This window comes from Roseivirga sp. YIW32 (assembly GCF_057219245.1).
Map to the genome: position 1 here is coordinate 575898 of NZ_JBXVVG010000002.1, position 25353 is coordinate 601250.

A 25353-nucleotide genomic window follows, 5' to 3' on the forward strand; every position below is an offset into this window, starting at 1 on the left:
AATGTGTAGAAATGAGTGTGCTAAATGGCTTATTGATCAAGCCATTTTTTAAAAACAGGTGTTTTCTCTGAACTCACAACGATGTCCAGCTCACTAGCAGGTTCCAGCACGAGTTTCACACGGCCTTTGAAGTAAGGATGGATGTCTGCAACACCATCAAAGTGCACCATAAACTGACGATTGACACGGAAGAAGTCCTTGGGGTCCATGAGGCTTTCCAGCTCTTCAAGCGTTTGATCAATGGGTAATTTTTGACCATCAAACGTGACCAAATAAGTCAGCTTATCCTTAGAAAAGAAATAGGCAATTTTATCCACAGGCACTGCTTTTATGCGCTGACCGAATTTCACCAAGAAGCGCGACTTGTATTCTTTTTCGCTGTTGATCAGGGCCTGTATTTTGTTGAAGTCAATGGCTTGAGATGAGTTGGTTGTACGTTGGTCATATTTAGTAAGGGCCAAGCGTAGCTTTTCTTTTTGTATGGGCTTCAGTAGATAATCTATGCTATTGACGTCAAATGCTTTGATCGCATATTCATCGTAAGCGGTGGTGAAGATGACCGGACAATCGACACGGACCTCTTCGAATACCTGGAAACTCTCACCATCTAGGAGCTGAATATCGCTGATGATGAGTGAAGGGGCTGGGTTCTGCTGAAGCCATAGTTTGGCGGCCTCTACAGACCTCAATGTTGTCACCACATGTAATTCGGGCCGAAGCTCTTTTAGAAGCTGGCAAAGCCTGTCAGAGGCTAGTTTTTCATCTTCAAAAATAACTACTTCCATGGGCTATGTTTCGTCGAGTTCAACAAGTGGAATTTTGATGATAAAATGTTCGGCATTGTGAAAAACCTGTACTTCCTTTTCCGTAAAGTAAGCGTATCTTTTTCGAATGTTCTCAATGCCGGTATGGCTATGGTGACGGTCTTCGATTTTCTTCGGTTGTAAGTTATTTTTGACGCTAATGAATCCATTTTGACTCGTCAAATGAATTTTCAAGGGCTTGGTTTCGCTAATGGTGTTATGCTTGATCGCATTCTCAATGAGCATTTGTAAGGTTAACGGAGGAAGATATTTCTTATGGTCTTTGGAATCAATATCGATGAACGTTTGAATCGTGTCTTCAAACCGAATTTCCAATAAATAGAGATATGAGGCGATGAACTTCAATTCATCATTTAGGGAGATCAACTCTTCTTTGCTGCTTTTCAATATGCTTCTATAGACTTCAGCAAATTTTTCAAGATACGTTTGAGAAAGGTCTGGGTTTACCGCAATGAGAGAAGACAGGATGTTGAGGTTATTGAAGAGAAAGTGAGGGTCAAGGTGATTCTTTAAGGTAGTCAGTTCAGCTTTAATGGTTTCTTTTTGAAATTCTTCGGCTTTGACTTGTGCCGTTTTCCAATTGCTCAAGAATTGGATGCCAAAGTTGATCGAAATAACTGGTAAGAGCAGCAATAAGCCCAACAGGTTCATGCTCAATATCTGCTCTTCATCAGGAGGGTCTTGAGTTAAGCCGAGTTTCAAGATCAGGTAACTGACATTTATGAGCACTAAGGATAACAGGATCCCACTGATCAACTGCCAATAAAAACGCTTATTCCCATGGACCAACCAAGGCAATCGCTTATCAAGTTGTTTCGTCAATAACCTGTTCGATAGCCATATCAAAAGCAGGGTGATGCTGATCCAACCTGTGGTAAGGTAGAGGGCTTGATCACTTTCGGTGAGGTAAAGCGCAAGAAACGCTCCTGCCACCAGAACCAGTGCGCTAAGAATAGAAATGAGATTGCGTTTGATGTATGCCACGTCAATGCCTAATTGAATGCGATTTCATCAATTTTAGCCCATTTGATATAAACGGGTTCTTCGTTTTTCGAGACAAAGACCAGTATGCCATCATTGGCACTTGTGACATCACGTTCGTCGCCAATCAAGAGGGATCTGCCATTTTTGAGCGTGACCATGGAGTAATTGTAGTTTTTGGGAACAATACTCGAGACGTTTCTGAAAGGAATATCAAACTCAACTTTATCGTCTCTGCCATCTAATATTTCAAACTCCCACGATTCGTCCAGGTCATAGACCAGAAGGCCGCTGTATTCATTTCCATCAATGGTTTTTACGGTGCCTGATAATCCTTCAGAAACGGGAAAATCGGTGTAGGACAAGCCCGTAAAAGACTGAGGTGAAAGATCGGCAGTTCTGAAATCGCGCCAGGGAATGAGGACGCGGCCAACTTCTGGATCAAAAACGACGATTCCTCGGTTTTCATCATTCACATCGTTGCTTCCGGAAAGTGCTAGCTCTCGCCCAGAGTTGAGGGTTACCAATACACCATTTCTGTCCTTTTCTATGGATCGGATGCTACTGAAAGGAATTTCCCTATCGTCTCCTCTCTCCTCGCCGTCAAGCACTTCGTCTAAAAAACGCTCGTCTACATCCCATTGAATAAGCCCCGTGAAGGTTCCTTTTCTACCGGCATCTACGGTTCCACAGATCGGAGAGCCAAAAGCGTTAGTGGCATTTTGCGGTGCTTCCTTAAAACTCACGCGTTCGATCCGGCTCCATTTTAAAGAGACTTCACCGAGTTCTTTATCAAGTACCTTTACTTCCCCACCAATGTCAGAATAACCTTCCCCTGCGACTTCGATGATCACCCCGTTCTTGATGCGTATTCTTGCTCTTGAGCGTCCGGTAGGTTCTATTGAGACAATGTCGCCAAAACGTGTGTCGAATTGATGATTGGTTAGGCTGAGTTTGTCTTCCCAAATGCTCAATACGCCAAGGTCAATTCCTAACCAGCTATTCTCCCCGCTTTGTTCGGCGAGCGCCTCGATTTCTGATGTGGATAAGAATTTCAGAAAGTCATTGGACGTCTTTTTGGCATTCAATAGTTCGACCCAATAGACCTCGTCGTCTCCCCAACGGATGAACCCGGTATACACGTCTCCACTGACCGTTTCCACATCGCCATAGAGAAAGACATTCTTTTCTTGTGCTTCTGCCTTGTTGACGACAATGAAAAGCGCCAAGGCTATGCCGATGACCAAACCGACTTTTTTCATCATGGATTCTTGTTGTTGATTCTCTTTGACCATACTACAAACATAGACGAACAGTTGTGCATTTTGTAGCGAAAAGGAGCGTAGCGGTGATAACATGAACCGAACCGGGAGATAGTTTTACTGAATCGTTTTCTTATTTGGGAAAGGCACTTGTGTCTAAGCCCGGAATTATCCTTAAGGCATTCTTGTAGTACAACTTCTTTAAAATGCTGTCCGGTAGACCTAAGCCGTACATTTTCCAATACGCATGGTATTTTTTGTAATAGGGAAAATACTCGTCTTCGGTTTCAAGTACCCGAAAATAGGTGAAGTACTCCTCAGGATTGTAGGCGTCCTTCCCAAAGAGCACTCGGTCTTGATACTTTTCAAAGAATTGGTTGGCAAATTTAGGTTGCCTTCCAAGCTCAGCAATGACTGCTCCGATTTCCACCACCATATTGGGCATTTCATCCAATAACTTGCCCAGCGTAGTGAGGTCGTTGGCAAACCAACCCATATGCGCCGCGATAAAGGTGGTTTTTGGATGCTTTTTGAATACGTTGTGCTGTTCTTCGATCAGCTGTTCCCATGGGGCAGGATCGGAATCGCTTCTTTTTCGACGAGGCCTTAATTTAAGCTCAAGCCACCGTTCATTGTTGGCATCCCAAGGTTCCCAAAACTGTTTAGGGTCGGCGGTATGTATCAAAACAGGAATGCCAAGTTCGCCACATTTTGCCCAAACGGGGTCCAATCGAGGGTCATCTACAGCGACTCTCACGCCATTGGCATCCGTTACAGAAAGGCCCAGGCTCTTAAAGATCTTCAGGCCGCGCGCTCCTTGTTGATAATCTCGTTCGAGTTGGTCGGCTGCGCGTTCGCCCCAGTCTTCGTCAAGATTGTTGAAATTTAAATTCGCAAACACAACAAAACGATTCGGCTGGTTGGCTTTGATATTGGTCATGGCATCGGCAATGGCTTTACCGCTTCCCCCCGACAGGTTCACCATCAAGCCCATGTTGAGCCCATCCATTTCTGCAGCTAATTCATTTAGATCACGTTCACCCATTCGCCATTGATGACTGTGCACATCGATGAATGGGAACTTGGCTCTTGTGACTGGATTTTCAGGGACCACCAAAGTAGAAGGAGGATTGTATTCTTCAAAAGTCACCTCTTGAGCCGACAGGGTCAGGCAACCAAGGAGGAGGAATAGGTTAAAAAATTGATATCTTTTCATAGGGAATAAGGTGTTTTCAGACTTTTCAAGTTTGGCAAAAGTCTTTTCCCTAGTAAGTTATTAGAAAATAATCAGAATCATGAATGTTTCGTTGAAGGGAAAAATAGTATTAGTAACCGGTGGTTCGCGTGGAATTGGGGCAGCCATTGCGAAGGAATTGGGTGCATCAGGGGCAACTGTTGCCTTGCATTTTCGAAAGAATGAGGCAGAGGCCCAAAACATCGTTCAAACCATTGGAAACGCAAGCCGGGCATTTCAAGCGAACCTAGCCAATGCCAAAGAGGTCATTAACTTGTATAAACAAGTAATGACTAATTATGGGCGCTTGGATGTACTCATCAATAATGCTGGCATTGCGCTATCAAGCGATTTCGTTTCAGAAGATGAGTCGTGGCTGGAGGAGTGGGACCTGCAATATGCGGTGAACACACGTGCCTTAGCGCTGCTCTGTAAAAAGGCCATTGCTGATATGAAAAAGAACAATGGTGGCCGTATCATCAACATCGCGTCGCGCGCTGCCTTTCGAGGAGATACCCTAGATTATTTGGCCTACGGTTCTTCTAAAGGAGCCATACCTGCCATAACTAGGTCTATTGCACGCTATTGTGGGAAAGATAATATCCATGCATTTTGCATTGCTCCCGGCTTCGTTCGCACCGACATGGCGCAGGATTTCATGGACCAATACGGCGAAGATTTTGCGCTCAATGACATAGCGCTCAATGCATTGACTCAACCGAAAGACATAGCGCCAATGGTTGCTCTATTCGCAAGCGGCTTAGCAGATCATGCCACAGGCTGTACCCTTGATATCAATGCGGCCAGCTATGTGCATTAGGATTTTTTGTATATTCAGTACTTAACCAAACATCACATACAATGAATGAACCAATTGAAAAATCAATGAGTGTAACGGATTGGCTAGTGACCCTTATTGTCACGGCCATACCTATGGTAGGCTTTATCATGTTATTTGTCTGGGGCTTTGGCGGGAATGCACCAACGGCCAAAGCAAATTGGGCAAAAGCCGCCCTGATACTCTATGCCATAGGAATTGTCCTTGCTGTGCTTTTTTATGGCGCCTTATTAGGGGTTCTAGTGGCCTCTGGGAACATTTAAGTCATGCGAGTGAAGGGCCTTCGGGCCCTTACTTGTCTATTGAAAGGACGATGTCTCGTCTTTTGAATTCAATAAAGAATACTCCCTTTGCTCTGCCGTCAATTAAGGCAGGCCTTGTATAGAGCAATACGGTATCTCCCTCTAAGATCTGTACTCCCGGTTCCGATGTGATGTTGTTCTCCGCATTGTAAGCGTAGGCATCGAATACTTGGAAACGCTTTCCGCCATAGACAGAAATTTGATCGAAAGCGATGAATCCAGCTTTCGTTTGCTGCATGTTGGGGCTTAAAAACGAATAGGTGCCATCCACTTGCTGCTCAAGTTTGAAGGCTGCAGCTTGTGTATTGCCCAATTGCATGGTCTTTTCCACAATCTCTCCTTCAGATACCTTTTTGATCTCCCGTGCTTCCATTTCAATTCTTGCTTTGGTGGTATCGATCTTTTGGTCTCCACAAGACATCATGAAAAGTGATAGAGTGAATAAGAGTAGCCGTTGCTTCATGGTGAACAAAATTAATATCAATAGAGATTGTTTGTTAATTTTACAGCTTAAATCATCACATATGCTTGATAAACTCGAGGCGATTCGATTACGATTTGAGGAGGTGGGTCAGTTGATCATTCAACCAGAGGTGGCTTCCGACATCAAAGAATTTACAAAACTCAATAAGGAGTTCAAAGACCTGGAGAAGATCGTGGTAGTGTACAAAGAGTACAAAAACGTACTCGATAATATTGAGTCGTCTAAGGAACTCTTGAAAACAGAAAAAGACGAAGAGTTCCGAGAAATGGCCAAAATGGAGTTGGACGAACTTGTTCCTCGTCAGGCAACGCTAGAAGATGAGCTTAAATACATGCTGATCCCCAAGGACCCAGATGACTCAAAGGATGTCATTGTAGAGATCCGAGCGGGAGCAGGAGGAGATGAAGCGGGCATCTTTGCGGGTGATTTATACAGAATGTACGATCGATACATCGATTCCAAAGGCTGGAAGAAGGAGCTGATTAGTTTGAGCGAGGCTTCGAGTGGCGGGTTTAAGGAAATAGTCTTTAGTGTATCAGGAGACGATGTCTATGGTTCCTTGAAGTTTGAGTCAGGCGTACACCGCGTGCAGCGTGTGCCGGTAACGGAATCACAAGGGCGTGTGCATACTTCCGCTGCCTCGGTTGCCGTTCTGCCGGAGGTGGAAGATGTGGATGTACAGTTGGACATGAAAGATGTAAAAAAGGACACCTACCGTGCATCGGGTGCTGGAGGGCAGCACGTCAATAAAACCGAATCTGCTGTGCGTTTAACGCATATTCCAACCGGAATAGTGGTCGAATGTCAAGATGGACGGTCCCAACACAAGAACTACGATAAGGCCTTGCAAGTGCTGCGCTCAAGGCTTTATGAAAAAGAGTTGAAAAAACAACAAGAGGAGATCGCCGGAGAGCGCAAGTCGTTGGTAGGCAGCGCCGATCGATCGGATAAGATCAGAACCTATAATTATCCCCAAGGTCGTGTTACAGACCATCGAATTGGTTATTCTGTGCACAACTTACCTACTGTGATGGACGGACAGATCGAAGATTTTATCGAGAACCTTCGAATGGCTGAAAATGCAGAAAGAATGCAAGGCGGAGGGGATGAGTGATGTATTTCCAGCGGGAAATAGTGCTCAAACCAAAGCCAAGAGGCTTTCATTTGATCACGGAAGAGCTCATTCGTTCACTTCCAGAGTTGAGTAACCTGTCAGTCGGTCTTTTTCATGTGCACATCAAGCATACATCCGCAAGTTTAAGCATCAATGAGAATGCAGACCCTACGGTTCGTGAGGATTTTGAGGCACATTTTAACTTGCTTGTCCCTGAAGAAGGTACGCATTATCGGCATACACTCGAAGGACCTGATGACATGACCTCTCATATCAAAGCCAGCATATTGGGCGCTTCGGTGACAGTTCCGATCACAAACGGAAGGTTAAACCTAGGCACATGGCAAGGCATTTATTTGTGTGAGCATCGCAATCATGGCGGAGCTAGAAGCTTGGTGCTGACAGCCCATGGGAATGGATAACTACTGCTTGTAATCAGAAGCTTCCAACTCAAATAGTTTATTCACAGAAGTGTTAAAGATCTCTGAGATCTTGAGGGAGAGCACCGTTGACGGCACATATTTTCCTCTTTCAATGGCATTGATACTTTGTCTGGAAACACCCACGAGATCAGCGAGCTGCTCCTGCGTGATCTTACGCTTTTTACGCATTTCCCGAAGTGTATTCGTCATTTTTTGATCAGGCTATAATGATTATTGCTCAAGATAGGTTGAGGAGAATAGTCATTATGCTTTCTTGGGTTAATTTTTCATTACTAATGATCGGTCAGATGAAGCCATTTGTTATAGGCTTGTTAAAAATCTGTGAACTCCTTCTGAACAAACAGTTTTTGATATATCTTTGCCCCTCTAAAACAAGAAAACTATGCTATTTGATCCTCCTATCGCTAGTGGTGCTAATACGTTCATCTGGATCGTGGTGATTCTAATCGGTTTTGTTGGAGCTGTTAGTCAGCACGACGCCCTGTTCAAAGGCAAAAAGAAGAAAGAGCAAGACTCATAAGCGCTCCGTCAATCGATAGAAGTCGTAAACGGTCTTTTCAAACGCCTCTTTGCTCTCGTCAGTAAAGAATGGCTGCCATTCGTTATTGAGCCAAATGGAGAATTGGCTCTTTTTCCTTAGTTTTTGATACACCAAACCGGCAAAACGCGCATGACTCGTTTTATTTCCCGGTTCGAACGCGATTTCCCCTGAACTACCCAGTTCTTCATTGCTCCAGCGGAGTTTGAGTTCGTTGAGCACAATGAATTCGTTCGGTTCTAATAAGAGGTAGGCCTCGTCATAGCGCCAATTGTTCACTAGTGCCAATCCAAGTTGGGGTTTGCTCGGGTCAAGAGCCTCTTTCCAGCGATATACTTCTAGTTTAGCGGCTTCATTGACCTCGAGTCCATAGTCCATGCGACGTGTGTTCTTAAAGAAGAGCTTAGAGGCATCATTGGTGCTAAATTGCACTTCATTGGGATCAAGGGCATCGTTCTCAAGTTGACCGCATGAAAGCAGTACAAGCAAACTTCCCAAAAAGACAACTGACCGGCACATGAATTAAGTACTTATTTTTGACTGATTTGTTCAGCGGTTTCTTGAATCAATTGCCAAGCGTTTTCGATATGATAGGCTTCCAGGTTGGTATTACCAAAGGACAAACGCAGCGCAAAAAGGTCATTCACTTTGGTTTGGGTAAAGAATAACTTACCTGTAGCATTGACGGCTGTCATAATTTTCTCGTTGATTTCATCGAGCTGTTGCACTGGGCCGTTGGTGTATCGGAAACACACGGTGTTCAGTGGAACTGGAGCCAACAAGTCAAAATCAGGGTGCTCTTCAATTGCTTTGGCCAGCCAGCGCCCTAAGGCGATGTGTTTTCGAATCTTTTCTTGAATTCCTTCAACGCCCATCTCTCGGATCACAAACCACAGCTTAAGGGCTCGGAAACGTCTTCCCAAAGGAACACCCCAATCCCGATAGTTTTTCACCTCACCATCTACGCTGGTTTTCAGGTAATCGGGAGTAATAGAGAAGGTATTGACCAAACTGGCCGGGTCTTTGACGAAATAGGCAGTACAGTCGAAATTGGTGAACATCCACTTGTGCGGATTGAAGACAAAACTATCGGCCTGAGCGACTCCCTCGGCCATCCATCTCATCTCTGGACATACCAGTGCGGTTCCTGCGTAAGCGGCATCCACATGATGCCAAACGCCGTAACGTTGGCATATCGATGAGATGGCAGCGATCGGATCGATCGCCGTGGTACTGGTCGTACCAATGGCCGAGACCACACACAAAGGTGTATATCCTTCTTCTTTGTCCTTTTTGATTTGTTCCTCAAGCTGTTCAGGAATTAGAGCGAATGCGTCGTCTACCGCTATTTTTCTCAAGTTATCCGAACCAAAACCAGCGATCTTCACCGCTTTGTCAATAGAGGAATGAATTTCTTTTGAGGCGTAGACAACAAAGCGCTCACCGGAGAATCCTTTTTCATTGACTTGATAATTGGTCTGTTTTTCTCTGGCGGTTAATAAGGCGCATAGAGTGGCAGTGGAGGCTGTGTCCTGAATTACTCCCGTGAATGACTCATCCAAGCCGATCATGTCCTGTAACCAATGCATCATTTGCTCTTCAAGTTCTGCCGCTGCTGGCGAAGTCAGCCAGATCATGCACTGTGCGCCCATGGTACTCATCAACATTTCGCCAAGCACGGAGGCTTTGCTTTTGTTCGCCGGAAAGTAGGCCATGAAGTTCGGGCTCTCCCAATGCGTCATCCCGGGTACGATGATCTCCTTAAAGTCCTTAAAGATCTGGTCAAAGGATTCGGGCGATTGAGGGGCTTGATTCGGTAGCTGTTTCAGTACATCGCCCGGTTTTACATTGGGTAAAACAGGGTAATCCTCAATGTTTTCAAAATAATCGGCCATCCAGTCGACCAAGTCGTGGGCATGTTTTCGGAAAGATTCAGTATCCATTTAGCAACGTTTATCTGTCATATTGTCCGATAACAAATGTAGCACATATCTTGTGGTGTAAATGCCGTATTATGAATCAAAGCTAATATGAAAATGAAAAAAGGATGGATTGTTTTGATCGTGATCGCTGTGATTGCGCTCATTGGTTATTCAAGCATTAAAGGTACGTATAACAACATGGTGCAGCAAGATGAAGGCATTGGCGCTGCTTGGGCTCAAGTCGAGAACCAATACCAACGAAGAGCAGACCTTATTCCTAACCTCGTGAATACGGTAAAGGGGTATGCAGATTTTGAGCAAGAGACGTTAACAGGTGTGATCGAAGCGAGAGCAAAAGCCACTTCTGTGACGATTGACCCTTCAAATCTGTCTCAAGAGGCCATTGCTAATTTTGAACAAGCACAACAAGGCTTAAGTGGTGCGTTGAGTCGTTTATTGGTCTCTGTCGAGCGCTACCCAGACTTAAAGGCCAATACACAGTTTCAGCAATTACAAGTACAATTGGAGGGAACAGAGAATAGAATTTCTGTTGAACGAAGAAACTTCAATGAAACGGTAAGAAGTTACAATACCTACATCAGAAGTTTCCCAAAAAACTTGTATGCGAACATGTTTGGTTTTGAGCAGAAGGGCTACTTCGAAGCAACCGCAGGCTCTGAAAGTGCACCAGAAGTAAGTTTTGACTAATGGCTGAAGCAAGTTTTACGAGCGAGCAAAAGAAGCGGATTAAAGCCGCTATAGAAGAAGCAGAGTTGAATACAAGCGGGGAGATTCGTGTGCATTTGGAAAACCATTGCAAAACAGAGAATGTGCTCGATCGTGCGGCGCAGGTATTTGCCGAATTGAATATGCACAAAACAGAGGCTCGCAATGGTGTTCTAGTGTATATGGCCATCAAAGACCATCAATTTGCCATAATTGGCGATGGGGGCATCAATGCACAAGTGGAGGATGACTTCTGGGATGTCACAAAGGAAAAAATGGTCAAACATTTCAAGGAAGGGGACCTTACTCAGGGCATCGTAGACGGTGTTCTTTGCGCAGGGGAACGACTCAAGGAGTTCTTTCCTTACCAAAAAGGCGACCAGAATGAGTTATCGGATGACATATCATTTGGAAAAAACTAGTATGCGAAGGACACTTATATTCCTATTTCTACTCGGCAGCTTAGCCGCTTGGGCACAGTCGGACTTACCACAAAGACCGAACCCTCCAAGATTGGTCAATGATCTAACCAGTTCGACACTCAGTACGGGGGAAGTTCAGCGCTTGGAACGAAAGCTATTGAATTATGAAGACACCACCTCAACCCAGGTGGCCATTTTGATTGTCAACAGCTTAAATGGCTATGAGGTAGTTGACTATGCGCAGCGCGTCGGTGAGAGCTGGGGCGTTGGACAAGCAAATAGAGATAATGGTGTTTTTATTGTGGTTGCAGTAAAAGACAGAAAAGCAGCTATTGTTACGGGATATGGCATGGAAGGGGCGATTACGGATGCAGCAACATTTACTATTCGTGAGGATTTTATGAATCCGCGCTTTCAAGAGGGAGACTTTTACAGAGGGCTTGACGACGCAACAGATGTAATCTTTAAACTGGCTTCGGGCGAATTTACTGCTGATCAAGTAGCGAAAGGGCGAAGGAGAGGTGATGGTGGAAAGGGTATTCCTTTTGGGTTTTTATTCATTCTCTTCTTTTTCATCCTGCCTGCCATTGCTGGCCGAAGAAGACGAAGAGGTATCGGTACAAGAGGGATTCCATGGTGGGCTTGGTTAATGATGGGTTCAAGTATGGGAGGCCATAATCGCAGGGACAATAACTGGGATAATTTCCGTGGAGGCGGAGGTGGTTTCGGAGGCGGCTTTGGCGGCTTTGGTGGCGGCTCCTTCGGCGGTGGCGGTTCCGGTGGCTCTTGGTAATTGAGAAACAAACAATCGAAATTAGAAGGCTTCGTATTCACGAGGCCTTTTTTAATGCCAAATCAATTAAATTTACCGAAAACAAATAACGAACTATGTCTACTCCATTCCACTTAGCCTTTCCGGTAAAAGACATTGAGTCTACTCGAAGCTTTTTTGGTGACCTTCTAGGTTGCGAGATCGGTCGTTCGACGGACAAATGGATCGATTTTAACTTTTTTGGGCATCAGCTCAGTGCACATGTAAAGCCTGAAGAATTGGTGCAAGCCAATACGAATGCGGTTGATGGAAAGAACGTGCCGGTACGGCATTTCGGCGCTGTCCTGGAGTGGAAACAATGGCATGATTTGGCGGATAAGCTTAAAGCTGAAGGAATTGAATTTGTGATTGAACCTTATATCCGTTTCAAAGGCGAGGTTGGGGAACAAGCCACCATGTTCTTTTTAGACCCAAGTGGCAATGCCTTGGAGTTTAAGTCATTTAAAGATGCGTCGCAGATCTTTGCGAAGTAGCGCTTCGATTAGGAGTCATGGCTTCACTCTAAGTAAAACCATGACTACGGTATTAAACAATAAAACACACAACAATGAAATTCGAACAGGATCAGTTTTATCATATCTATAATCGAGGGAATCGGCATACCAGGATATTCTATAGTGGTGACAACTATCGCTACTTCTTGAAAAAACTAAAGAAGCATATCTCACCTTTTGCGACCATATTGGCTTACTGCTTAATGCCTAATCATTTTCATGTTTTGGTCTACACGAGCAAAGCATTAGATGAGAATGAATTGAATCATAGTATCGGGGTGATGTTGAGATCATATACCAGAGCGATTAATAAGCAAGAGTCCCAGACAGGGTCTTTATTTCAATCAGCTACAAAGGCTAAGCTGATTAAGAATTGCGATACATCTTTGGTGTGTTTCAATTACATCCATCTCAACCCACTTAAAGCGGGATTGATAAAAAAGCTGAGAGATTGGGATTATTCGTCTTATCTATTCTATGCGAATTCCAGAAAGGATGAAATCGTCAATAGAGAAGATACTGAGGCATACCTAGGAATAAGGCTTGAAAACTATCAGGAGGATATTCAGCATTATCTGCCTGACGAGCACACTGTGAAAGCTTTGTTCTAGGGGTGTTGAAGTGAAGGCTTTTCTCCCCGCCTTGGTTTATAACTAGTCATGGCTTCACTCTGAGTGAAACCATGACTAGGAAAACCATGAAAAGAGTCTCAATAATAGACTAAATTTATGCTATGAGAAAAATGCTCTTTCTATTGCTTTTAGCAGGAATCATGGTGTCTTGCATTCAGACTGATCGGCAAGAAGTTGTTGAGACAACTATTGAGATCTATCAAGAGGAGAACAAACCAAAAAAGAAGCTCAATGTCGGTTTTTTAGCCATCAATGGAGTCTATAACTCAGAGTTAATGGCTCCTTACGATATTTTCCAGCACACGATTTTCCATACTGAACCGGCCATGGAGACTTTTATTGTTTCTCCTACCCTGGAACCCATTGTGACCTTTGAAGGGATTACCGTAACGCCACACTATTCGTTTAAGGACGCACCGGACATTGATATTCTGGTCGTGCCCAGTGCAGAGCATAACATGGATAGCGATCTTGAAGACGAGAGCTTGATCTCTTGGGTAAGGGTCGTTGGGCGCAATGCTCAATTTGTGATGAGCTTGTGCGATGGTGCGTTCATTCTTGCTCAAGCCGGTCTTTTGGATGGGCTGAAGTGCACGACCTTTCCTACTGACGTTGAAAAATTCAAACAGACCTTTCCCCAATTATATGTGTACGAAGAAGTTTCTTTTGTTCACGATGGAAAGGCGATCACTTCTGCAGGAGGAGCAAAAAGCTATGATCCAGCGCTTTATTTGGTGGAATACCTTTATGGCAAACAAGTAGCCGAGGGTGTAGGCCGAGGTCTAGTTATTGACTGGGATTTGGCAGAATATAAAGCGATCTATCCTTAATTATTTATCGTCTTGCTGAATATGTTTCAGCATCTATTGATCTTGCCAAGAAATCTCAATTCTCTTTTACAACTGCTTGAACTCAGGAATAAAACGTTTAATGAGGTTAAGCTTCCACTCCCTATGCCAATTTTAAGTTGCTTTTCTCTGGCGAATGCTTCTTGAATGGAACCTCAGAATAAACGAAGTCCTTGCTTGTATTTAGAAGCAAAATCGCTCCTAAGACTCTAGATATATGTCGTTCGTAACCCCGATAGAAAAAGTTGTTCTCTTCCGGTTAGACATGACATCTATTGAGCCGCCTTTGGTTAGGCTAACGTTCCAATGAAGCATCCATTTAGTAAGCCCCAAAATATTCTTCAAGGTCTTTCAGTGTACTTTCACTTGTAAGAATGTCTTGCTTGATCTCTCCCTTTTCCAATAGGACAATACGTTCACAAACTTCTGTGACGTGGTTGAGGTCATGGCTCGAGATCAACATGGTCAGTTGGTTTTCTTCTTTCCATTTTTTCAAGGTGTTCTTAAGCCTGATCTGTGTTGTGGGGTCTAGATTGGCGAAAGGCTCATCCAATAAGATGACTTCCGGGTTACCCATGAGTGCTGCAACGATACCCACTTTTTTCTGGTTTCCTTTCGAAAGGTCTCGGATGTATTTTTTCTTCCCCCGGATTTCGTCGTTAAATAGCTCATCGAATTGCGTCAGGTATTCGTTCAAATCCCCGCTGGAATAATTGTGGAGGGTGGCAAGAAACTCGAAATACTCGTCAGGAGTAAGGTAGTCGATCAAAAAGGCCTCGTCCAAATAGGAGCCGGTATAGTATTTCCACTCTTCGCTTTTGCTTACATCCTCTTCCTTGCTGTTGACGTGTCCCGTGGTTGGGCGCACGAGGTCGAGGATCATTCGGAAAAAGGTGGTTTTACCTGCGCCGTTATTACCAACAAGCCCAAAGCTTTCTCCTTTGGCAATATCAAGGGACGGGATGTTAACGACGGTAACGCCTTTATAAGCTTTTGAAAGTTCTGATATGTGAATCATGGTCTTTTCTATTGTGCGCGGAATCCCGCAGCGATTTTATGTCTCTTATTTGTAAATGTTTCGGTCAGTTTATCGATGACCTTCTCCCTAAAAAGGAAGCCAATGAGGCCAACGAGCCCCACTAGTAACAAGCCAATGGCGTCGTTTCCGATAGCGCGGAAGGGCAAGTAGAACACATAGGGCAACAACAGTACGGGTAAGGCGATCAGGAATTGTGCGGCTCCCACACCTTCATAATTAAAGGCGGCCCCTTTATTCAAATTGATCTTCTTCGGTCCGTTCATTGCGATGCGCATGACCAGCGGAATGTTGATGCCGATGTTGAACAGAAAAGCAGCCAAGTTGATGAGGATGATCTTAACACCAAAAAATCCATAGCCCAAAGAAAAAACAAAGGCTATGGCCGCCGCCACAACGAACATGTAATATTTCGCCTCGAAGTATTCTCGGTAGCTTACTTTTCGGGTCAAAACGAAATCAAAATAACCACTTTCCCAGCTCAATAGGAACTGACCGTAATTGATGAAAAAGATGCCGGTAACGAAGATTCCGACAAAAAGGAAAATCCAGTCCATTTCTTTATAGGCGTCTTGAGGGTAGAAAGCCAAGCCATAGAGCAATAGGAATCCGCTCAGGATCAAGGCGCTTCTGGGTCGCTTATGGCGCAAGATCAATTTAAGCTCTAGGCCAATAAGCTCTCCCGTGCGACCGAATCGCTTTAAAAAGCCAAAGTCACCGGTGATCTTCGATTTGTTCTTGCTTAGGCTAAGCTCCTCGGGATAGGTGTTATTGACGAAGTATGTATAATTGACGCGATAGGTTAGCCACCAGGAAAGTGGAAAAACAATCGCCAAGAGCGGTTGCTCTAAGATCCAATTGAAGAGCCAAAGCGACAGGTCAGACACCGCGATGAACCCAAAATAGTCTAGTCCACCAACGACCGTAATGACCAAGAACATGATCAAGAATAAATTCGGGACATCATTGAGCTTCTTCTTGAAGTACATGGTTTTGAAATGCACGGTGAAGGCTGCTCCTACGATCATCAACCACCACATGAATCCTGTGTAAAACCCATACTCCGTTCCTATTTTGATAAATGCAAATGGGCTAAAGACGAGAATGGCCAAGAGGTTAAAAACGGATACCTGGCTTTTCCGTAACATGAAATGAACCACACGGCCTTTTTTCATGGGCAGGTGGAGGTAAGGCTCTATGGCTTGAACGGGAACATTCTGCAAAAAGAAGCGCAAAAAGAACTCAAAAATAAAATAATAAAGCAGCGCCTTGTTGATGAAGGTTATGGGGTCTGTGTCCACCAGATCCTCCAAGCCGATAGCGATAAAAACGCCAAGAAGGATCGCATAGGTTAAGAGCATTAGTGCTGCAAAGCCCAGGAAGATATTGGCCAATACACTTTTCGCCCAGATGGAAGAGCGCGTTTTTTCTTTCCAGTTTTGACTAAGTAATGTGGCGAACATAGGGATCAGTTAAGGTTTACATCGAGCGCAATGATACTGTCAAGGATGGTGCTCACGGAGAGCACAAAAAAGCGCCTGTCAATATTCTCGAAGGTGTCGGATGCTTTATGGTAATTCTCATGATCCTCCACTCCGAAATAGAGAAAAGGAATACCCACCCGATGAAATGCGCCATGATCTGAAGAGTAGGTCCAGTTGTCACTGCCTTCGCCTGTGTCGTGTCCAAATCGCAGTTTAACTCCGGGAAAGTCGATTTTTTCTAGAATGGGTTTGAATTTGGGGTAATGAGAGGTGCCCGCCACAAAGAGTTCATTCTTATCACTGACACTGATCATGTCCATGTTGATGTTCAGTTTGATCATCTCGAGTGGTAATCGGGTAGAATCTGAAACGAATGCTTTGGCTCCCTGCAAGCCCATTTCCTCCGCATCTAGTGCTGCAAAGATCATGTTATGTCTGGGCGGATTTCGCTCAAAATATTCCATAATAGCCAGCATTCCGGCTACACCAGAAGCATTGTCATCAGCCCCGTTGTAAATGGCCCCATCGACCACCCCTAGGTGATCGTAATGTGCCGTGATCACAAAGGCAGAATCAGAGGAGACGCCTTTAATGTAACCGATGATGTTTATGCCCTCAATTTTTTCACCGCTGCGATTCGTGAAGGAAAAATCATGGCGATATTTTTTCTCAAAGCTTTTGATTCCAATGGCACTCATTTGCTTTCCGATAAATCGGCGGGCGGCCTCTGCCCCGTCAGTTCCAGTTTTTCGTCCTTCAGCGGCATCATGACTTAATTTTCTCAAGTCTTCTAACAAGATGGTGCTGTCGATCTTTACAAATTGTGCCTGTCCTAAATAAGGCAGCCCAAGGAACAGAAGAGCCAAAATGAAATTTCTTTTCTTTCTCATCGTTTTTGAGATTAACGCATAAAATGCTTCATATTTAAGGTTGAACTCACTATAAACTTAGCGAATCACATTGCATATCGTAACCAATTATATCTATAAATTTTTCATTATCAACTGTTTCCTGTTGTGCAGTTCATGGGCACAGTCACAGAACTACCTCCGTTTTTATCAAGAGCATCTCGCGATCAGTGAGGCCTTGTATCCTCCTGAAGATATATTGAATGGAAGTTCATTGGTCCTTTTTTCTGTTTCTAAGGATGTTGACACAAATGAATGGCAAGAAAAACTCACCGAGTTGCAGACTTTCTTTGCCACACAAGGCATTGATGCTGTTGCTTATGTGAATGTCACCTCTCTGTATAATATTCCGGGCGAGGCCACAGGAGTTCCCCAGGTCTTGAGAACCCGAGACATCAAGAATCTGATCTTGTTTCATTATTTGGGTGAGGAACAGAACATGTTTTTAGCCATGGGCCCTTTAAGTGATCAAATGAACTTCTGGACGGAAGGAGACTCCTTTTGGATGCGAGCTTCTGCTTCTTTTGACCCAGTGTTTAACGAGCTCGATACCTACTTTAGGACAGGAGCCCGGCCAAGAACGAATCTGCTGGTGAATGACCATCCGGAGTTCTTTCAACCCCAACCTGAAAATGATCGGATCATTTTGACCACAGCACCTCAGATCCGACCCAGCTACAAAGTTGCACTTCGTAATTGGGAGGTTGATTTTTATCGCCGTTTTGGCGCCCATAAATTATTGGATGCCCATGTCAATGCGCCAAAACAATATGAAGCGCAATGGCAAGAGAGGTACGACCTCTTCTCTTCCCTTGCCTTAGACACAACCAATATTATTGAGTTTGTAAGGCATGATCTGAGTGACCCGGAATTGAAGCGGCTCAGGTACGACTATGAGTTGACCGCAATTTTTGGCAATCATGAGCAACTCAGTTCATTTTTTAAAACGGATGAACCCATGGCTCTATTTGATGACGAGAGGGTGGTGTTCTACATGAAGAGCTTGGGAAGCAACACCATTTATTTACCGCGGGGTTGGCGGCCCGAATACGATTGGACAATTGCCTTAAGCCGAATATTGGAGGCCTTTAGGGCCAGTTTATATCCAAAACCAGCTGAATAAGTCCAACCATCAAATAATTTTATGTTTTAGGCATTTTACTTTCTACTTTTCTTAAAACGGATTTACCATGAAAAGAGCACATGTATTTTTAGCTATAGGAATAGCATTTTGTTTGAATCTGTCAGCATTTCAAGGGACAGATATTGATTACTCATCGGTTTACCAAATCAAAGATGAGGGCTTCAACAATAGTCAGGTGATGGACATTGCCTGGCATTTGACCGATCGCATTGGCCCTCGCTTGACAGGATCGGAAGGGTTACAAAAGGCCTATGAATGGACCTCTTCTCAAATGAAGGAATGGGGCCTATCCAATGTGGAGGTTAAACCTTGGGGAGAGTTTGGCGAAGGTTGGGATGTGAGAAAGTCCTACGTTGCCATGACAGTGCCCTATTATCAAGCAATCATAGGAATTCCAAAAGCGTGGACGCCCGGAACAAATGGCTTGTTGACCGCAGAGGTGGTTTATGTTGACATTAATGAAGAGTCGGACCTCAACAATTTTAAAGGAAAGTTAAAGGGAAAAGTGGTTATGCTGCCTACTACGATAGAAGCAAAAACCACCTTTGAAGCCGATGCCAGAAGGTTCTCAGAGGACCAATTGGCTTCAATGGAGCAGCGCAACGTGAGTGCAAGCTCCAATTTTTCGGCGCAAAGCATTTCTGATTATCGTCGGGTAGCACGGATGAGAAACGCCGCTTATGAGTTCTTCAAACAAGAAGGAGTGGCTATGGTATTGAATACGCACAGGGGAGGAGGCCAAGGTACGTTCTTCACCTCAAATGGTGCACGCCGAGACCCTAATCCATTGCCCGAGATGGAAATCGCTCCGGAGCATTACAACCGAATGGTCAGGTTGGCGATGAAAGGAGAACCTGTGATGATTGAGGCGGACACGAAAACGGAATTCCACAAAAAGGATCAGCAGGGCTACAATGTGATCGCTGAGATCCCGGGCTCTGATCCAGCATTAAAGGATGAGGTGGTCATGCTAGGTGCTCACCTGGATTCCTGGTTCGCAGGCACAGGGGCTACGGATAATGCGGCAGGTTCTGCCACAATGATGGAAGCCATTAGAATCCTAAAAGAGTCAGGCGTTCCTCTAAAAAGGACCGTTCGCATCGCCTTATGGAGCGGTGAAGAGCAAGGAATCTATGGTTCGCGCAACTATGTCCAGCAGACCTTTATGAACGAAGGTACGCCGAATGCCGCGCATGAGAAGTTTTCTGCTTATTTCAACATGGACAACGGAACGGGAGCCATTAGAGGAATCTACCTGCAAAGTAATGAAGCTGTCAGGCCAATTTTTACAGAATGGTTCAAGCCGTTTGAAGAGGTTGGTGCCAGCACTATAACGATCAGAAATACGGGAGGAACAGACCACTTGGCCTTCGATGGCGTAGGGTTACCCGGGTTTCAATTCATTCAAGATCCGATTGACTACAGCACGAGAACGCACCACACCAACATGGACCTGTTCGAAAGACTGCAAGTGGCAGATTTGAAGAAGAATGCGGTGATCATTGCCACGATGGTGATGCAAACGGCAAACATGGATCAAAAGATGCCTAGGAAGCCCAAGGAGTTTGAAAGCCTGAACCGAAGTCGATAAGAAGCTAATGTAAGAAAGGCTCTATGACATGTTATAGAGCCTTTTTTTATATGTCGTAAAGCGGGGCATTCACAAAGGGAATGAGCGCCAGAATAACAGCCGGTTCATAATAAGCAGCTCTGTCGATCAAGCCGTGGGTTAAAATCCCTACAGCACCATTGCCTTGCTTTGAGTTCTGGCGGTCAAAGACCATGTCATCAGCATGACCCAGTTCGATTCCGGAAAGCACAAGGTTTCGTATCTTCGGAGGAAGCTGGAATGATGCAGATCGCGCTTTTCCTTCTTTCTTATCACTAAGGATATACATCCAGGCGAAGGCTTCCATGCCTTGACCGTCATCGGCAATGCCGCCTTCAAGTCCAACCCAATAGTCGGCATCTTTTTGTGCTGTTCTGGCATTCAGTGCTCGGTTTCTGGCGCCAGTTAAAGTTTCTGCATCGCTCATGGGCTGCTCTGCGACGCCTGAGGACACGGAAACGGACTCCACAAGAATGTCATATTCTGGGAAAGTTTTTTGAAAAGCGTCCAGCGTACAATTGATTTTGACAGGGTTCTTCGAGGCAACTACTACCTTAATCTTATTCATTATTGAGGGCTTGCAGTTTTTCTGTCATTTGTAATCTTTCGTAATAAACCTTGAGGGCAAGGACCACCTTTTGGTCATTAGGATTGATGGTATACGCTTTTTCCATGTAAGGAAGCGCTTTTCGAGTCCATTCATGTCCTATTTCTTCCACCTCTTTGCCTCTGATCTGGTATTCGTCTTTGCTCATTAGGTTGATCCGAACATAGACACGGTTGGCCTGCTCATTGATCATGACGGAGTAGTTGTAGTTTGCGGCGAAATCTTCCGGAAACTGAGACAGGTATTGTTCGTATTTTCTTGCTGCTCGCTCGTAATACTGTTCCGAACGCTCCGGTTCACCATTGATGTAGGCGGCTTTAAAAATACGGTCAAATAGATCTGCTTGTCGAATGATCAGCAGTGGGTTATTAGGGTTGCGTAAAAACGCACTATTTAGGACAGATTCCGCCTCTAAAAAACGATTCAAGCGGATCAGTAAGCGCACTTCCTGAATCACATAAGGGATGTGATTAGGGTATTCGAAAAGTGCTTCTTCCACATATTCCAGCTGCTGCTCATAGCTCGCGTCCATGGACTGACTCGATACGATGATGCCATTGTAGACTTCTTTGCTGAGCTTTGTATAGGTTTTGAGCTCCATGTAGTTTTGAAAGGCCTCAGGATAACGTCCTGCATTTTGTGCTCTCAATCCGGAGTATAAGTAAGCCAAGGTGTCAGCCGGCTTTGTGGCTTTCGATATTTCGAAGGAGCGAAGTGCCTTGTCAAATTCTTTTTGCTGAAAGCTCGCGACACCTGCATTGATACCATCTGCCCAAAGGATCTCAATTTGATTGGTCGCTAGGATGTGTAAGTTATTGGTTCGCTCGGTCAGTTGCTGGGTCTTGATGTAGGCGGCGATCACTTGATCTATGAAAGTTTCATAGTTCGTTTTGATCGCATCCAGTTCGGGTGCGTCACTTTTTAAAATCTCATGGTAGACCCGTGCCTTGGTATACCAGGCACGAGGGTTTTGTCTCATCTCTGGCTCATCGAAGGCATCATCAATACTGTTCTTGGTCTCAACGTAGTTTTTGTCATTGAGGAAGGTGTTCGCAATGGAAATAAGATCCTGTGCGGAACTGTGTTCAGCAGAAAAACTGAGTAATATGATGATAACGAACCTCAATAGTACAGGTTAATGACCCATTCAATTCTGTTTAGTACGCGTATTGGTTCTTATGAAAAAGGGCAATATTTGCTTTTGAAATACAAGAAAACGAATTTCACATACATCTCATCGTGATTTACGATAAAACGCACAAAATTAAAGCTTTAAAGTCCAAAATGAAATTTTGCGTCCTTAGTTATTGGTCCATTTTGGGAGCTGTCCGCTCAGCTCAGGTCCCGTGTATTGGTTAAGAACTTGGTCCATCGCAGATTTAAACCCACGTGCTTCGCGCATGATATCCGAAAACTGTTTTGCAGCGATCTCATAGTTTTGTACGGAAGTACCTGTGACATTGGAAAGAGAGCCAAAGACATCTCCCAAAGCACTTTGAGCGCGTTGTCTGGTGCTGTAATCTCCATCAATATCTAATCGATTCAACGTGCTATTGCCATTGATCATGCGGTTCAGTTCGTCATATCTTCTTTCCAGGTTTTCTAATTCCTTTACCCTTGCCAGAGAACGCTCAATGGGCATCGTTTTGGCAGCCGCTTTCAACTCATTCAAGTTGCGTTGCGCGTCCGATAAGTAAGTGCGAAGAAGCCCCATGGCATTAACCAATTTTGCTGCTTTCTTCTTGAATGCGGCCATTTCAGCCCAGTCGTTCGCTGGAAGCGTGCGGTTGTTGAGCTCTTTTACTTCAACAGAAGTGGTGATGTTCCAGTTTTGAAATTCTCCTTTGATCACAGCATTTAGCTCCACGCGGTAAGTTCCCGGCACCACGTAGATTCTTGAACTGCTTAGATTTTGCATGGGACCGCTTTGTCTGGTTGTTACGTTGTCGAAGTTCATGTAGGTGAGGTCCCAAACCATTTGGTTAAGGCCCTTCCTCAATGCTTCCCTTCTTTCACTCACCACTTCACCTGAGGGGTCTGTGATGGTAAAGACCAGATAAGATGGTGCTTCATTTTGCTCTGCCTCGTACTGTTGTACAGTCGGATAAGGAATGGCTTCACCCTTTTTGAACTGCTCTGCTTCACGTTTCTTCCGTTCGGCAGCCAGGGTGGTTACGCCTTCTTTTACCCAATATTTGATCACAGCCCCTCGAGTGGGGTTATCTGCTGCGTAGAACATTTCACCTTGAAAACCTTTGTCTCGTGAACCAAGACTTCCTAGTGGTGTCCAGGTATTGAACATGTAGGCCGGTTTAACTGCGAGGAGGTGGGCTTCTTTCTCTTTCATCTCTTCGCTGATCTCTCTCAGGCCAGAATAGTTATCCAAAACATAAAACCCTCTGCCGAAGGTGGCAAGAACCAAGTCGTTTTCTCTTTCCTGAATCATCATGTCCCGTACATTAATAGTGGGTAAACCCGATTTCAAGGCAGACCAACTGCTGCCCCCGTCTATGGAGACGTGTACTCCATATTCTGTGCCAACAAACAACAGATCAGCCTTAACATGGTCTTGTTCGATGGCATAAACGGCCCCTTCCGGAAGGTTGGCACTGATGTTCTTCCATGTCCTTCCCTTATCGGCACTCTTGTAGATATAAGGGGTGAAGTCTCCGCTTTTGTGATTATTGAAAGCAGCAAACACCACATTTTCGTCGTGCTTTGAGGCGACGATGTCGTACACATAGGTATTGGCAGGTACCCCCGGGAATTCGTTGATTTGAATCCAGCTTCTTCCGCCGTCCTCTGTAATGCTGATTTGTCCATCATCGGATCCGACATAGATCAACCCTTCTACTATCCTCGATTCATCCAACGAAACGCCGGCGCCATATCGAGAAGTTGAGCCATTTTTTGCCACGGCATCCATAGGCCAGACTTTGTCCATCACGGGTAGTAAGTTTCTGTCGATGTTTTGGTCAAGTTCGTCGCTGATGACTTCCCATGAATCACCACGATCTCTGCTACGGAAAAGCTTATTGGCCGCATAATAGATGGTCTTAGGATCGTGTGGGCTCACCATCAGGGGAGAATCCCAGTTGAAATTGTAGGCTTGTTCTCCTTCTCTCGGTTTTGGTTGAATGGAAACCGTTTCACCGCTTTGTTTGTCGAATCTGACCAAGCCACCATTCTGGTATTGTGAATAAATAATGTTGGGGTTGGTGGGGTCTGCAACCGACTCAAAGCCATCTCCACCAAGAGTAACGATCCAATCTGAGCTAAGGATACCGTGCTGGCTGACGGTTTGTGAAGGGCCAAGCAAGCTGTAGTTGTCTTGCGTACCTCCCATGATATTGTAGAATGGCGACGCGTTATCAACGGAAACTTTGTAAAACTGCGTAACCGGCAGGTTCGTGAAAAACTTCCAGTTTTGTCCTCCGTCAAAAGATTCATAAACACCACCGTCACATCCTTGCATCATGTGAAGGTTATTTTTTGGATTGATCCATAGCGCGTGATTGTCCCAGTGTTTACTCTTTTCACCAAGATCCGTAAATGTTTTTCCTCCGTCTCGAGTCACTTGCGTGAAGGTGTTCAAGGAATAGACGATGTCCACATCGACTGGATCTGCCACGATCTCTTGGTAATAGTTGCCACTGGTGGAATGGCCGGATTGTTTTTCCCACGAAGCACCTCTGTTGGTACTTTTGTAAAAACCACCTTGACCGCTTTGCGCCTCAACAATGGCATAGATGACTTCAGGATCGGCTGGTGAAATGGCTAATCCAATTCTGCCCTTATCGCCGCCTGGTAAACCTCTATTGATCTTTTCCCATGAGGCGCCGCCATCTTCTGATTTATAAATGCCCGATTCAGGGCCTCCGCCCAAATAGGTCCATTGTCTTCTACGTCGTTGATGAGCGGTTGCATAGAGCACACCCGGGTTTCTTGGGTCCAGGTGCACTTCATTGATGCCGGTGTGTTCACTAATGTCAAGCACCTTGTTCCATGTTTCCCCTCCGTCAGTGGTCTTGTATAAACCCCTGTCTCCACCGGCACTCCATAGTGGTCCGGTTGCTGCCACATAGACTGTTTTTGAATCTCTTGGGTCAATGGCGATCATGCCAATGTGTTCGGACTCTTTTAAGCCCATGTGCTTGAAGGATTTTCCTCCGTCAATGGACTTGTAGATACCATCTCCATAAGAAACCGAGCGTTGGTTGTTGTTTTCACCGGTACCGACCCACAAAACACTAGGATTATTTGGGTCAAGAGCGAGGGCCCCTATCGAGTAGCTCCCATAGTTATCAAATATTGGCGTGAAGGTGGTGCCTGCATTGCTTGTTTTCCAAACCCCTCCTGCTGCAGCAGCCACATAGAATTCACTGTGGTTATTTGGGTTGACCGCAATGTCTGCAATCCTTCCTGAGGTTAATGCTGGTCCGACATTTCTGAACTTGAAGCCGCTCAGGCTAACCCCCTCCAAGGGGTTGCTGACCGTTTCTTCTGGGCTATTTTTTGATTTTTTTCGTTGTGCATTTCCTTCCTGAGTAATTGAGAATAGGAGCACAATTAGGCTGAGTAAAAAAGTGAGTCTCTTCATGGTATTGATACTTTACAGCTTTTAAGATAATGCCTTTTTGTTTGAGTTGATGCTATGCCAACCAAAAGG

The 25353-nt window shown here is 44.8% G+C and carries 27 protein-coding genes; 13 read left to right on the top strand and 14 right to left on the bottom strand.

Features of this window, described 5'->3' with window-relative positions:
- Nucleotides 1-29: 29 nt before the first annotated feature.
- From AC2D6U_RS11325 to AC2D6U_RS11340, 4 genes are all read right to left on the bottom strand, one after another.
- Nucleotides 30-785, bottom strand: a complete 756-nt coding sequence (locus AC2D6U_RS11325) for a LytR/AlgR family response regulator transcription factor (RefSeq protein ID WP_484721097.1) — start codon at nucleotides 783-785, stop codon at nucleotides 30-32.
- 3 nt (nucleotides 786-788) lie between these two features.
- Nucleotides 789-1808: a sensor histidine kinase gene (locus AC2D6U_RS11330; protein WP_484721098.1), complete on the bottom strand. Its 1020-nt coding sequence runs from the start codon at nucleotides 1806-1808 to the stop codon at nucleotides 789-791.
- Nucleotides 1809-1816: 8 nt separating this feature from the next.
- Nucleotides 1817-3070: a hypothetical protein gene (locus tag AC2D6U_RS11335; RefSeq protein WP_484721099.1), complete on the bottom strand. Its 1254-nt coding sequence runs from the start codon at nucleotides 3068-3070 to the stop codon at nucleotides 1817-1819.
- 130 nt (nucleotides 3071-3200) lie between these two features.
- A complete protein-coding gene (locus tag AC2D6U_RS11340; RefSeq protein ID WP_484721100.1) occupies nucleotides 3201-4283 on the bottom strand; it encodes an amidohydrolase family protein in 1083 nt (360 codons plus the stop codon).
- Between the two features lie 79 nt (nucleotides 4284-4362).
- Between AC2D6U_RS11340 and AC2D6U_RS11345 the strand changes: the two genes are divergently transcribed.
- Nucleotides 4363-5121, top strand: coding sequence for an SDR family NAD(P)-dependent oxidoreductase (locus tag AC2D6U_RS11345; protein WP_484721101.1), 759 nt, complete (start codon nucleotides 4363-4365; stop codon nucleotides 5119-5121).
- A gap of 41 nt (nucleotides 5122-5162) precedes the next feature.
- A complete protein-coding gene (locus AC2D6U_RS11350; protein WP_484721102.1) occupies nucleotides 5163-5402 on the top strand; it encodes a hypothetical protein in 240 nt (79 codons plus the stop codon).
- A gap of 28 nt (nucleotides 5403-5430) precedes the next feature.
- On the opposite strand, the gene AC2D6U_RS11355 is transcribed toward AC2D6U_RS11350, so the two are convergent.
- Nucleotides 5431-5904 (bottom strand): hypothetical protein, encoded by a 474-nt coding sequence (locus AC2D6U_RS11355; protein WP_484721103.1) that lies wholly within the window; start codon nucleotides 5902-5904, stop codon nucleotides 5431-5433.
- A gap of 61 nt (nucleotides 5905-5965) precedes the next feature.
- Between AC2D6U_RS11355 and prfA the strand changes: the two genes are divergently transcribed.
- Nucleotides 5966-7039, top strand: coding sequence for a peptide chain release factor 1 (prfA, locus tag AC2D6U_RS11360; RefSeq protein ID WP_484721104.1), 1074 nt, complete (start codon nucleotides 5966-5968; stop codon nucleotides 7037-7039).
- The gene (locus AC2D6U_RS11365; RefSeq protein ID WP_484721105.1) at nucleotides 7039-7461 is read left to right on the top strand and encodes a secondary thiamine-phosphate synthase enzyme YjbQ; all 423 of its coding nucleotides are present in this window, start codon (nucleotides 7039-7041) and stop codon (nucleotides 7459-7461) included. Before prfA ends, AC2D6U_RS11365 begins: the two co-directional genes overlap by 1 nt.
- Here the strand turns inward: AC2D6U_RS11365 and AC2D6U_RS11370 are convergent, their stop codons facing one another.
- A complete protein-coding gene (locus AC2D6U_RS11370) occupies nucleotides 7462-7671 on the bottom strand; it encodes a helix-turn-helix transcriptional regulator (RefSeq protein WP_484721106.1) in 210 nt (69 codons plus the stop codon).
- Between the two features lie 193 nt (nucleotides 7672-7864).
- Between AC2D6U_RS11370 and AC2D6U_RS11375 the strand changes: the two genes are divergently transcribed.
- Nucleotides 7865-8002, top strand: a complete 138-nt coding sequence (locus AC2D6U_RS11375; RefSeq protein WP_484721107.1) for a hypothetical protein — start codon at nucleotides 7865-7867, stop codon at nucleotides 8000-8002.
- Here the strand turns inward: AC2D6U_RS11375 and AC2D6U_RS11380 are convergent.
- Both AC2D6U_RS11380 and AC2D6U_RS11385 read right to left on the bottom strand, forming a co-directional pair.
- On the bottom strand, nucleotides 7997-8539 hold the full coding sequence (locus AC2D6U_RS11380) for a hypothetical protein (RefSeq protein WP_484721108.1): 543 nt from the start codon (nucleotides 8537-8539) through the stop codon (nucleotides 7997-7999). The two genes, AC2D6U_RS11375 and AC2D6U_RS11380, sit on opposite strands and share 6 nt — an antisense overlap.
- An 11-nt stretch (nucleotides 8540-8550) precedes the next feature.
- Nucleotides 8551-9963, bottom strand: a complete 1413-nt coding sequence (locus AC2D6U_RS11385) for a pyridoxal phosphate-dependent decarboxylase family protein (RefSeq protein WP_484721109.1) — start codon at nucleotides 9961-9963, stop codon at nucleotides 8551-8553.
- 93 nt (nucleotides 9964-10056) lie between these two features.
- On the opposite strand from AC2D6U_RS11385, the gene AC2D6U_RS11390 reads away from it, so the two are divergent.
- The 6 genes from AC2D6U_RS11390 to AC2D6U_RS11415 all read left to right on the top strand — a co-directional run bounded on the left by AC2D6U_RS11390 (nucleotide 10057) and on the right by AC2D6U_RS11415 (nucleotide 13878).
- A complete protein-coding gene (locus tag AC2D6U_RS11390; RefSeq protein WP_484721110.1) occupies nucleotides 10057-10650 on the top strand; it encodes a LemA family protein in 594 nt (197 codons plus the stop codon).
- Nucleotides 10650-11090: a TPM domain-containing protein gene (locus tag AC2D6U_RS11395; protein ID WP_484721111.1), complete on the top strand. Its 441-nt coding sequence runs from the start codon at nucleotides 10650-10652 to the stop codon at nucleotides 11088-11090. Before AC2D6U_RS11390 ends, AC2D6U_RS11395 begins: the two co-directional genes overlap by 1 nt.
- Nucleotide 11091: 1 nt before the next feature.
- Nucleotides 11092-11883 carry a TPM domain-containing protein gene (locus AC2D6U_RS11400; RefSeq protein WP_484721112.1) on the top strand — a complete coding sequence of 264 codons (792 nt, stop codon included), beginning with the start codon at nucleotides 11092-11094 and terminating at the stop codon, nucleotides 11881-11883.
- A gap of 95 nt (nucleotides 11884-11978) precedes the next feature.
- A complete protein-coding gene (locus AC2D6U_RS11405; protein WP_484721113.1) occupies nucleotides 11979-12395 on the top strand; it encodes a VOC family protein in 417 nt (138 codons plus the stop codon).
- A gap of 74 nt (nucleotides 12396-12469) precedes the next feature.
- Nucleotides 12470-13027, top strand: coding sequence for a transposase (locus AC2D6U_RS11410; protein WP_484721114.1), 558 nt, complete (start codon nucleotides 12470-12472; stop codon nucleotides 13025-13027).
- Between the two features lie 122 nt (nucleotides 13028-13149).
- A complete protein-coding gene (locus tag AC2D6U_RS11415) occupies nucleotides 13150-13878 on the top strand; it encodes a DJ-1/PfpI family protein (RefSeq protein WP_484721115.1) in 729 nt (242 codons plus the stop codon).
- A gap of 337 nt (nucleotides 13879-14215) precedes the next feature.
- Here the strand turns inward: AC2D6U_RS11415 and AC2D6U_RS11420 are convergent, their stop codons facing one another.
- Genes AC2D6U_RS11420 through AC2D6U_RS11430 form a run of 3 tightly spaced genes read right to left on the bottom strand, consistent with a single transcriptional unit; the run spans nucleotide 14216 to nucleotide 17306 of the window.
- Nucleotides 14216-14914 (bottom strand): ABC transporter ATP-binding protein, encoded by a 699-nt coding sequence (locus tag AC2D6U_RS11420; RefSeq protein ID WP_484721116.1) that lies wholly within the window; start codon nucleotides 14912-14914, stop codon nucleotides 14216-14218.
- A gap of 8 nt (nucleotides 14915-14922) precedes the next feature.
- Complete coding sequence (locus AC2D6U_RS11425) at nucleotides 14923-16395, bottom strand: DUF5687 family protein (RefSeq protein WP_484721117.1); 1473 nt, start codon at nucleotides 16393-16395, stop codon at nucleotides 14923-14925.
- A 5-nt stretch (nucleotides 16396-16400) separates the two neighbouring features.
- Nucleotides 16401-17306: a M28 family peptidase gene (locus AC2D6U_RS11430; RefSeq protein WP_484721118.1), complete on the bottom strand. Its 906-nt coding sequence runs from the start codon at nucleotides 17304-17306 to the stop codon at nucleotides 16401-16403.
- Nucleotides 17307-17430: 124 nt separating this feature from the next.
- On the opposite strand from AC2D6U_RS11430, the gene AC2D6U_RS11435 reads away from it, so the two are divergent.
- Together AC2D6U_RS11435 and AC2D6U_RS11440 are read left to right on the top strand one after the other, a co-directional pair.
- Nucleotides 17431-18447 (top strand): hypothetical protein, encoded by a 1017-nt coding sequence (locus AC2D6U_RS11435; protein WP_484721119.1) that lies wholly within the window; start codon nucleotides 17431-17433, stop codon nucleotides 18445-18447.
- Nucleotides 18448-18514: 67 nt separating this feature from the next.
- Nucleotides 18515-20059 carry a M20/M25/M40 family metallo-hydrolase gene (locus AC2D6U_RS11440; RefSeq protein ID WP_484721120.1) on the top strand — a complete coding sequence of 515 codons (1545 nt, stop codon included), beginning with the start codon at nucleotides 18515-18517 and terminating at the stop codon, nucleotides 20057-20059.
- 46 nt (nucleotides 20060-20105) lie between these two features.
- Here the strand turns inward: AC2D6U_RS11440 and yjjX are convergent, their stop codons facing one another.
- The 3 genes from yjjX to AC2D6U_RS11455 all read right to left on the bottom strand — a co-directional run bounded on the left by yjjX (nucleotide 20106) and on the right by AC2D6U_RS11455 (nucleotide 25284).
- Nucleotides 20106-20645, bottom strand: a complete 540-nt coding sequence (yjjX, locus tag AC2D6U_RS11445; RefSeq protein WP_484721121.1) for an inosine/xanthosine triphosphatase — start codon at nucleotides 20643-20645, stop codon at nucleotides 20106-20108.
- On the bottom strand, nucleotides 20638-21810 hold the full coding sequence (locus AC2D6U_RS11450; protein WP_484721122.1) for a hypothetical protein: 1173 nt from the start codon (nucleotides 21808-21810) through the stop codon (nucleotides 20638-20640). Before AC2D6U_RS11450 ends, yjjX begins: the two co-directional genes overlap by 8 nt.
- 174 nt (nucleotides 21811-21984) lie before the next feature.
- Nucleotides 21985-25284, bottom strand: a complete 3300-nt coding sequence (locus AC2D6U_RS11455) for a WD40/YVTN/BNR-like repeat-containing protein (RefSeq protein ID WP_484721123.1) — start codon at nucleotides 25282-25284, stop codon at nucleotides 21985-21987.
- Nucleotides 25285-25353 lie beyond the last annotated feature (69 nt).

Coding starts and splice junctions, on each gene's coding strand:
- AC2D6U_RS11385 (WP_484721109.1), bottom strand. CDS start 9,963: ATGGATACTGAATCTTTCCGAAAACATGCCCACGACTTGGTCGACTGG.
- AC2D6U_RS11335 (WP_484721099.1), bottom strand. CDS start 3,070: ATGATGAAAAAAGTCGGTTTGGTCATCGGCATAGCCTTGGCGCTTTTC.
- AC2D6U_RS11430 (WP_484721118.1), bottom strand. CDS start 17,306: ATGAGAAAGAAAAGAAATTTCATTTTGGCTCTTCTGTTCCTTGGGCTG.
- AC2D6U_RS11455 (WP_484721123.1), bottom strand. CDS start 25,284: ATGAAGAGACTCACTTTTTTACTCAGCCTAATTGTGCTCCTATTCTCA.
- AC2D6U_RS11325 (WP_484721097.1), bottom strand. CDS start 785: ATGGAAGTAGTTATTTTTGAAGATGAAAAACTAGCCTCTGACAGGCTT.
- AC2D6U_RS11390 (WP_484721110.1), top strand. CDS start 10,057: ATGAAAAAAGGATGGATTGTTTTGATCGTGATCGCTGTGATTGCGCTC.
- AC2D6U_RS11375 (WP_484721107.1), top strand. CDS start 7,865: ATGCTATTTGATCCTCCTATCGCTAGTGGTGCTAATACGTTCATCTGG.
- AC2D6U_RS11440 (WP_484721120.1), top strand. CDS start 18,515: ATGAAAAGAGCACATGTATTTTTAGCTATAGGAATAGCATTTTGTTTG.
- AC2D6U_RS11365 (WP_484721105.1), top strand. CDS start 7,039: ATGTATTTCCAGCGGGAAATAGTGCTCAAACCAAAGCCAAGAGGCTTT.
- AC2D6U_RS11400 (WP_484721112.1), top strand. CDS start 11,092: ATGCGAAGGACACTTATATTCCTATTTCTACTCGGCAGCTTAGCCGCT.
- AC2D6U_RS11415 (WP_484721115.1), top strand. CDS start 13,150: ATGAGAAAAATGCTCTTTCTATTGCTTTTAGCAGGAATCATGGTGTCT.
- AC2D6U_RS11395 (WP_484721111.1), top strand. CDS start 10,650: ATGGCTGAAGCAAGTTTTACGAGCGAGCAAAAGAAGCGGATTAAAGCC.
- AC2D6U_RS11380 (WP_484721108.1), bottom strand. CDS start 8,539: ATGTGCCGGTCAGTTGTCTTTTTGGGAAGTTTGCTTGTACTGCTTTCA.
- AC2D6U_RS11345 (WP_484721101.1), top strand. CDS start 4,363: ATGAATGTTTCGTTGAAGGGAAAAATAGTATTAGTAACCGGTGGTTCG.
- prfA (WP_484721104.1), top strand. CDS start 5,966: ATGCTTGATAAACTCGAGGCGATTCGATTACGATTTGAGGAGGTGGGT.
- AC2D6U_RS11420 (WP_484721116.1), bottom strand. CDS start 14,914: ATGATTCACATATCAGAACTTTCAAAAGCTTATAAAGGCGTTACCGTC.
- AC2D6U_RS11405 (WP_484721113.1), top strand. CDS start 11,979: ATGTCTACTCCATTCCACTTAGCCTTTCCGGTAAAAGACATTGAGTCT.
- AC2D6U_RS11370 (WP_484721106.1), bottom strand. CDS start 7,671: ATGACGAATACACTTCGGGAAATGCGTAAAAAGCGTAAGATCACGCAG.
- AC2D6U_RS11355 (WP_484721103.1), bottom strand. CDS start 5,904: ATGAAGCAACGGCTACTCTTATTCACTCTATCACTTTTCATGATGTCT.
- yjjX (WP_484721121.1), bottom strand. CDS start 20,645: ATGAATAAGATTAAGGTAGTAGTTGCCTCGAAGAACCCTGTCAAAATC.
- AC2D6U_RS11410 (WP_484721114.1), top strand. CDS start 12,470: ATGAAATTCGAACAGGATCAGTTTTATCATATCTATAATCGAGGGAAT.
- AC2D6U_RS11425 (WP_484721117.1), bottom strand. CDS start 16,395: ATGTTCGCCACATTACTTAGTCAAAACTGGAAAGAAAAAACGCGCTCT.
- AC2D6U_RS11340 (WP_484721100.1), bottom strand. CDS start 4,283: ATGAAAAGATATCAATTTTTTAACCTATTCCTCCTCCTTGGTTGCCTG.
- AC2D6U_RS11350 (WP_484721102.1), top strand. CDS start 5,163: ATGAATGAACCAATTGAAAAATCAATGAGTGTAACGGATTGGCTAGTG.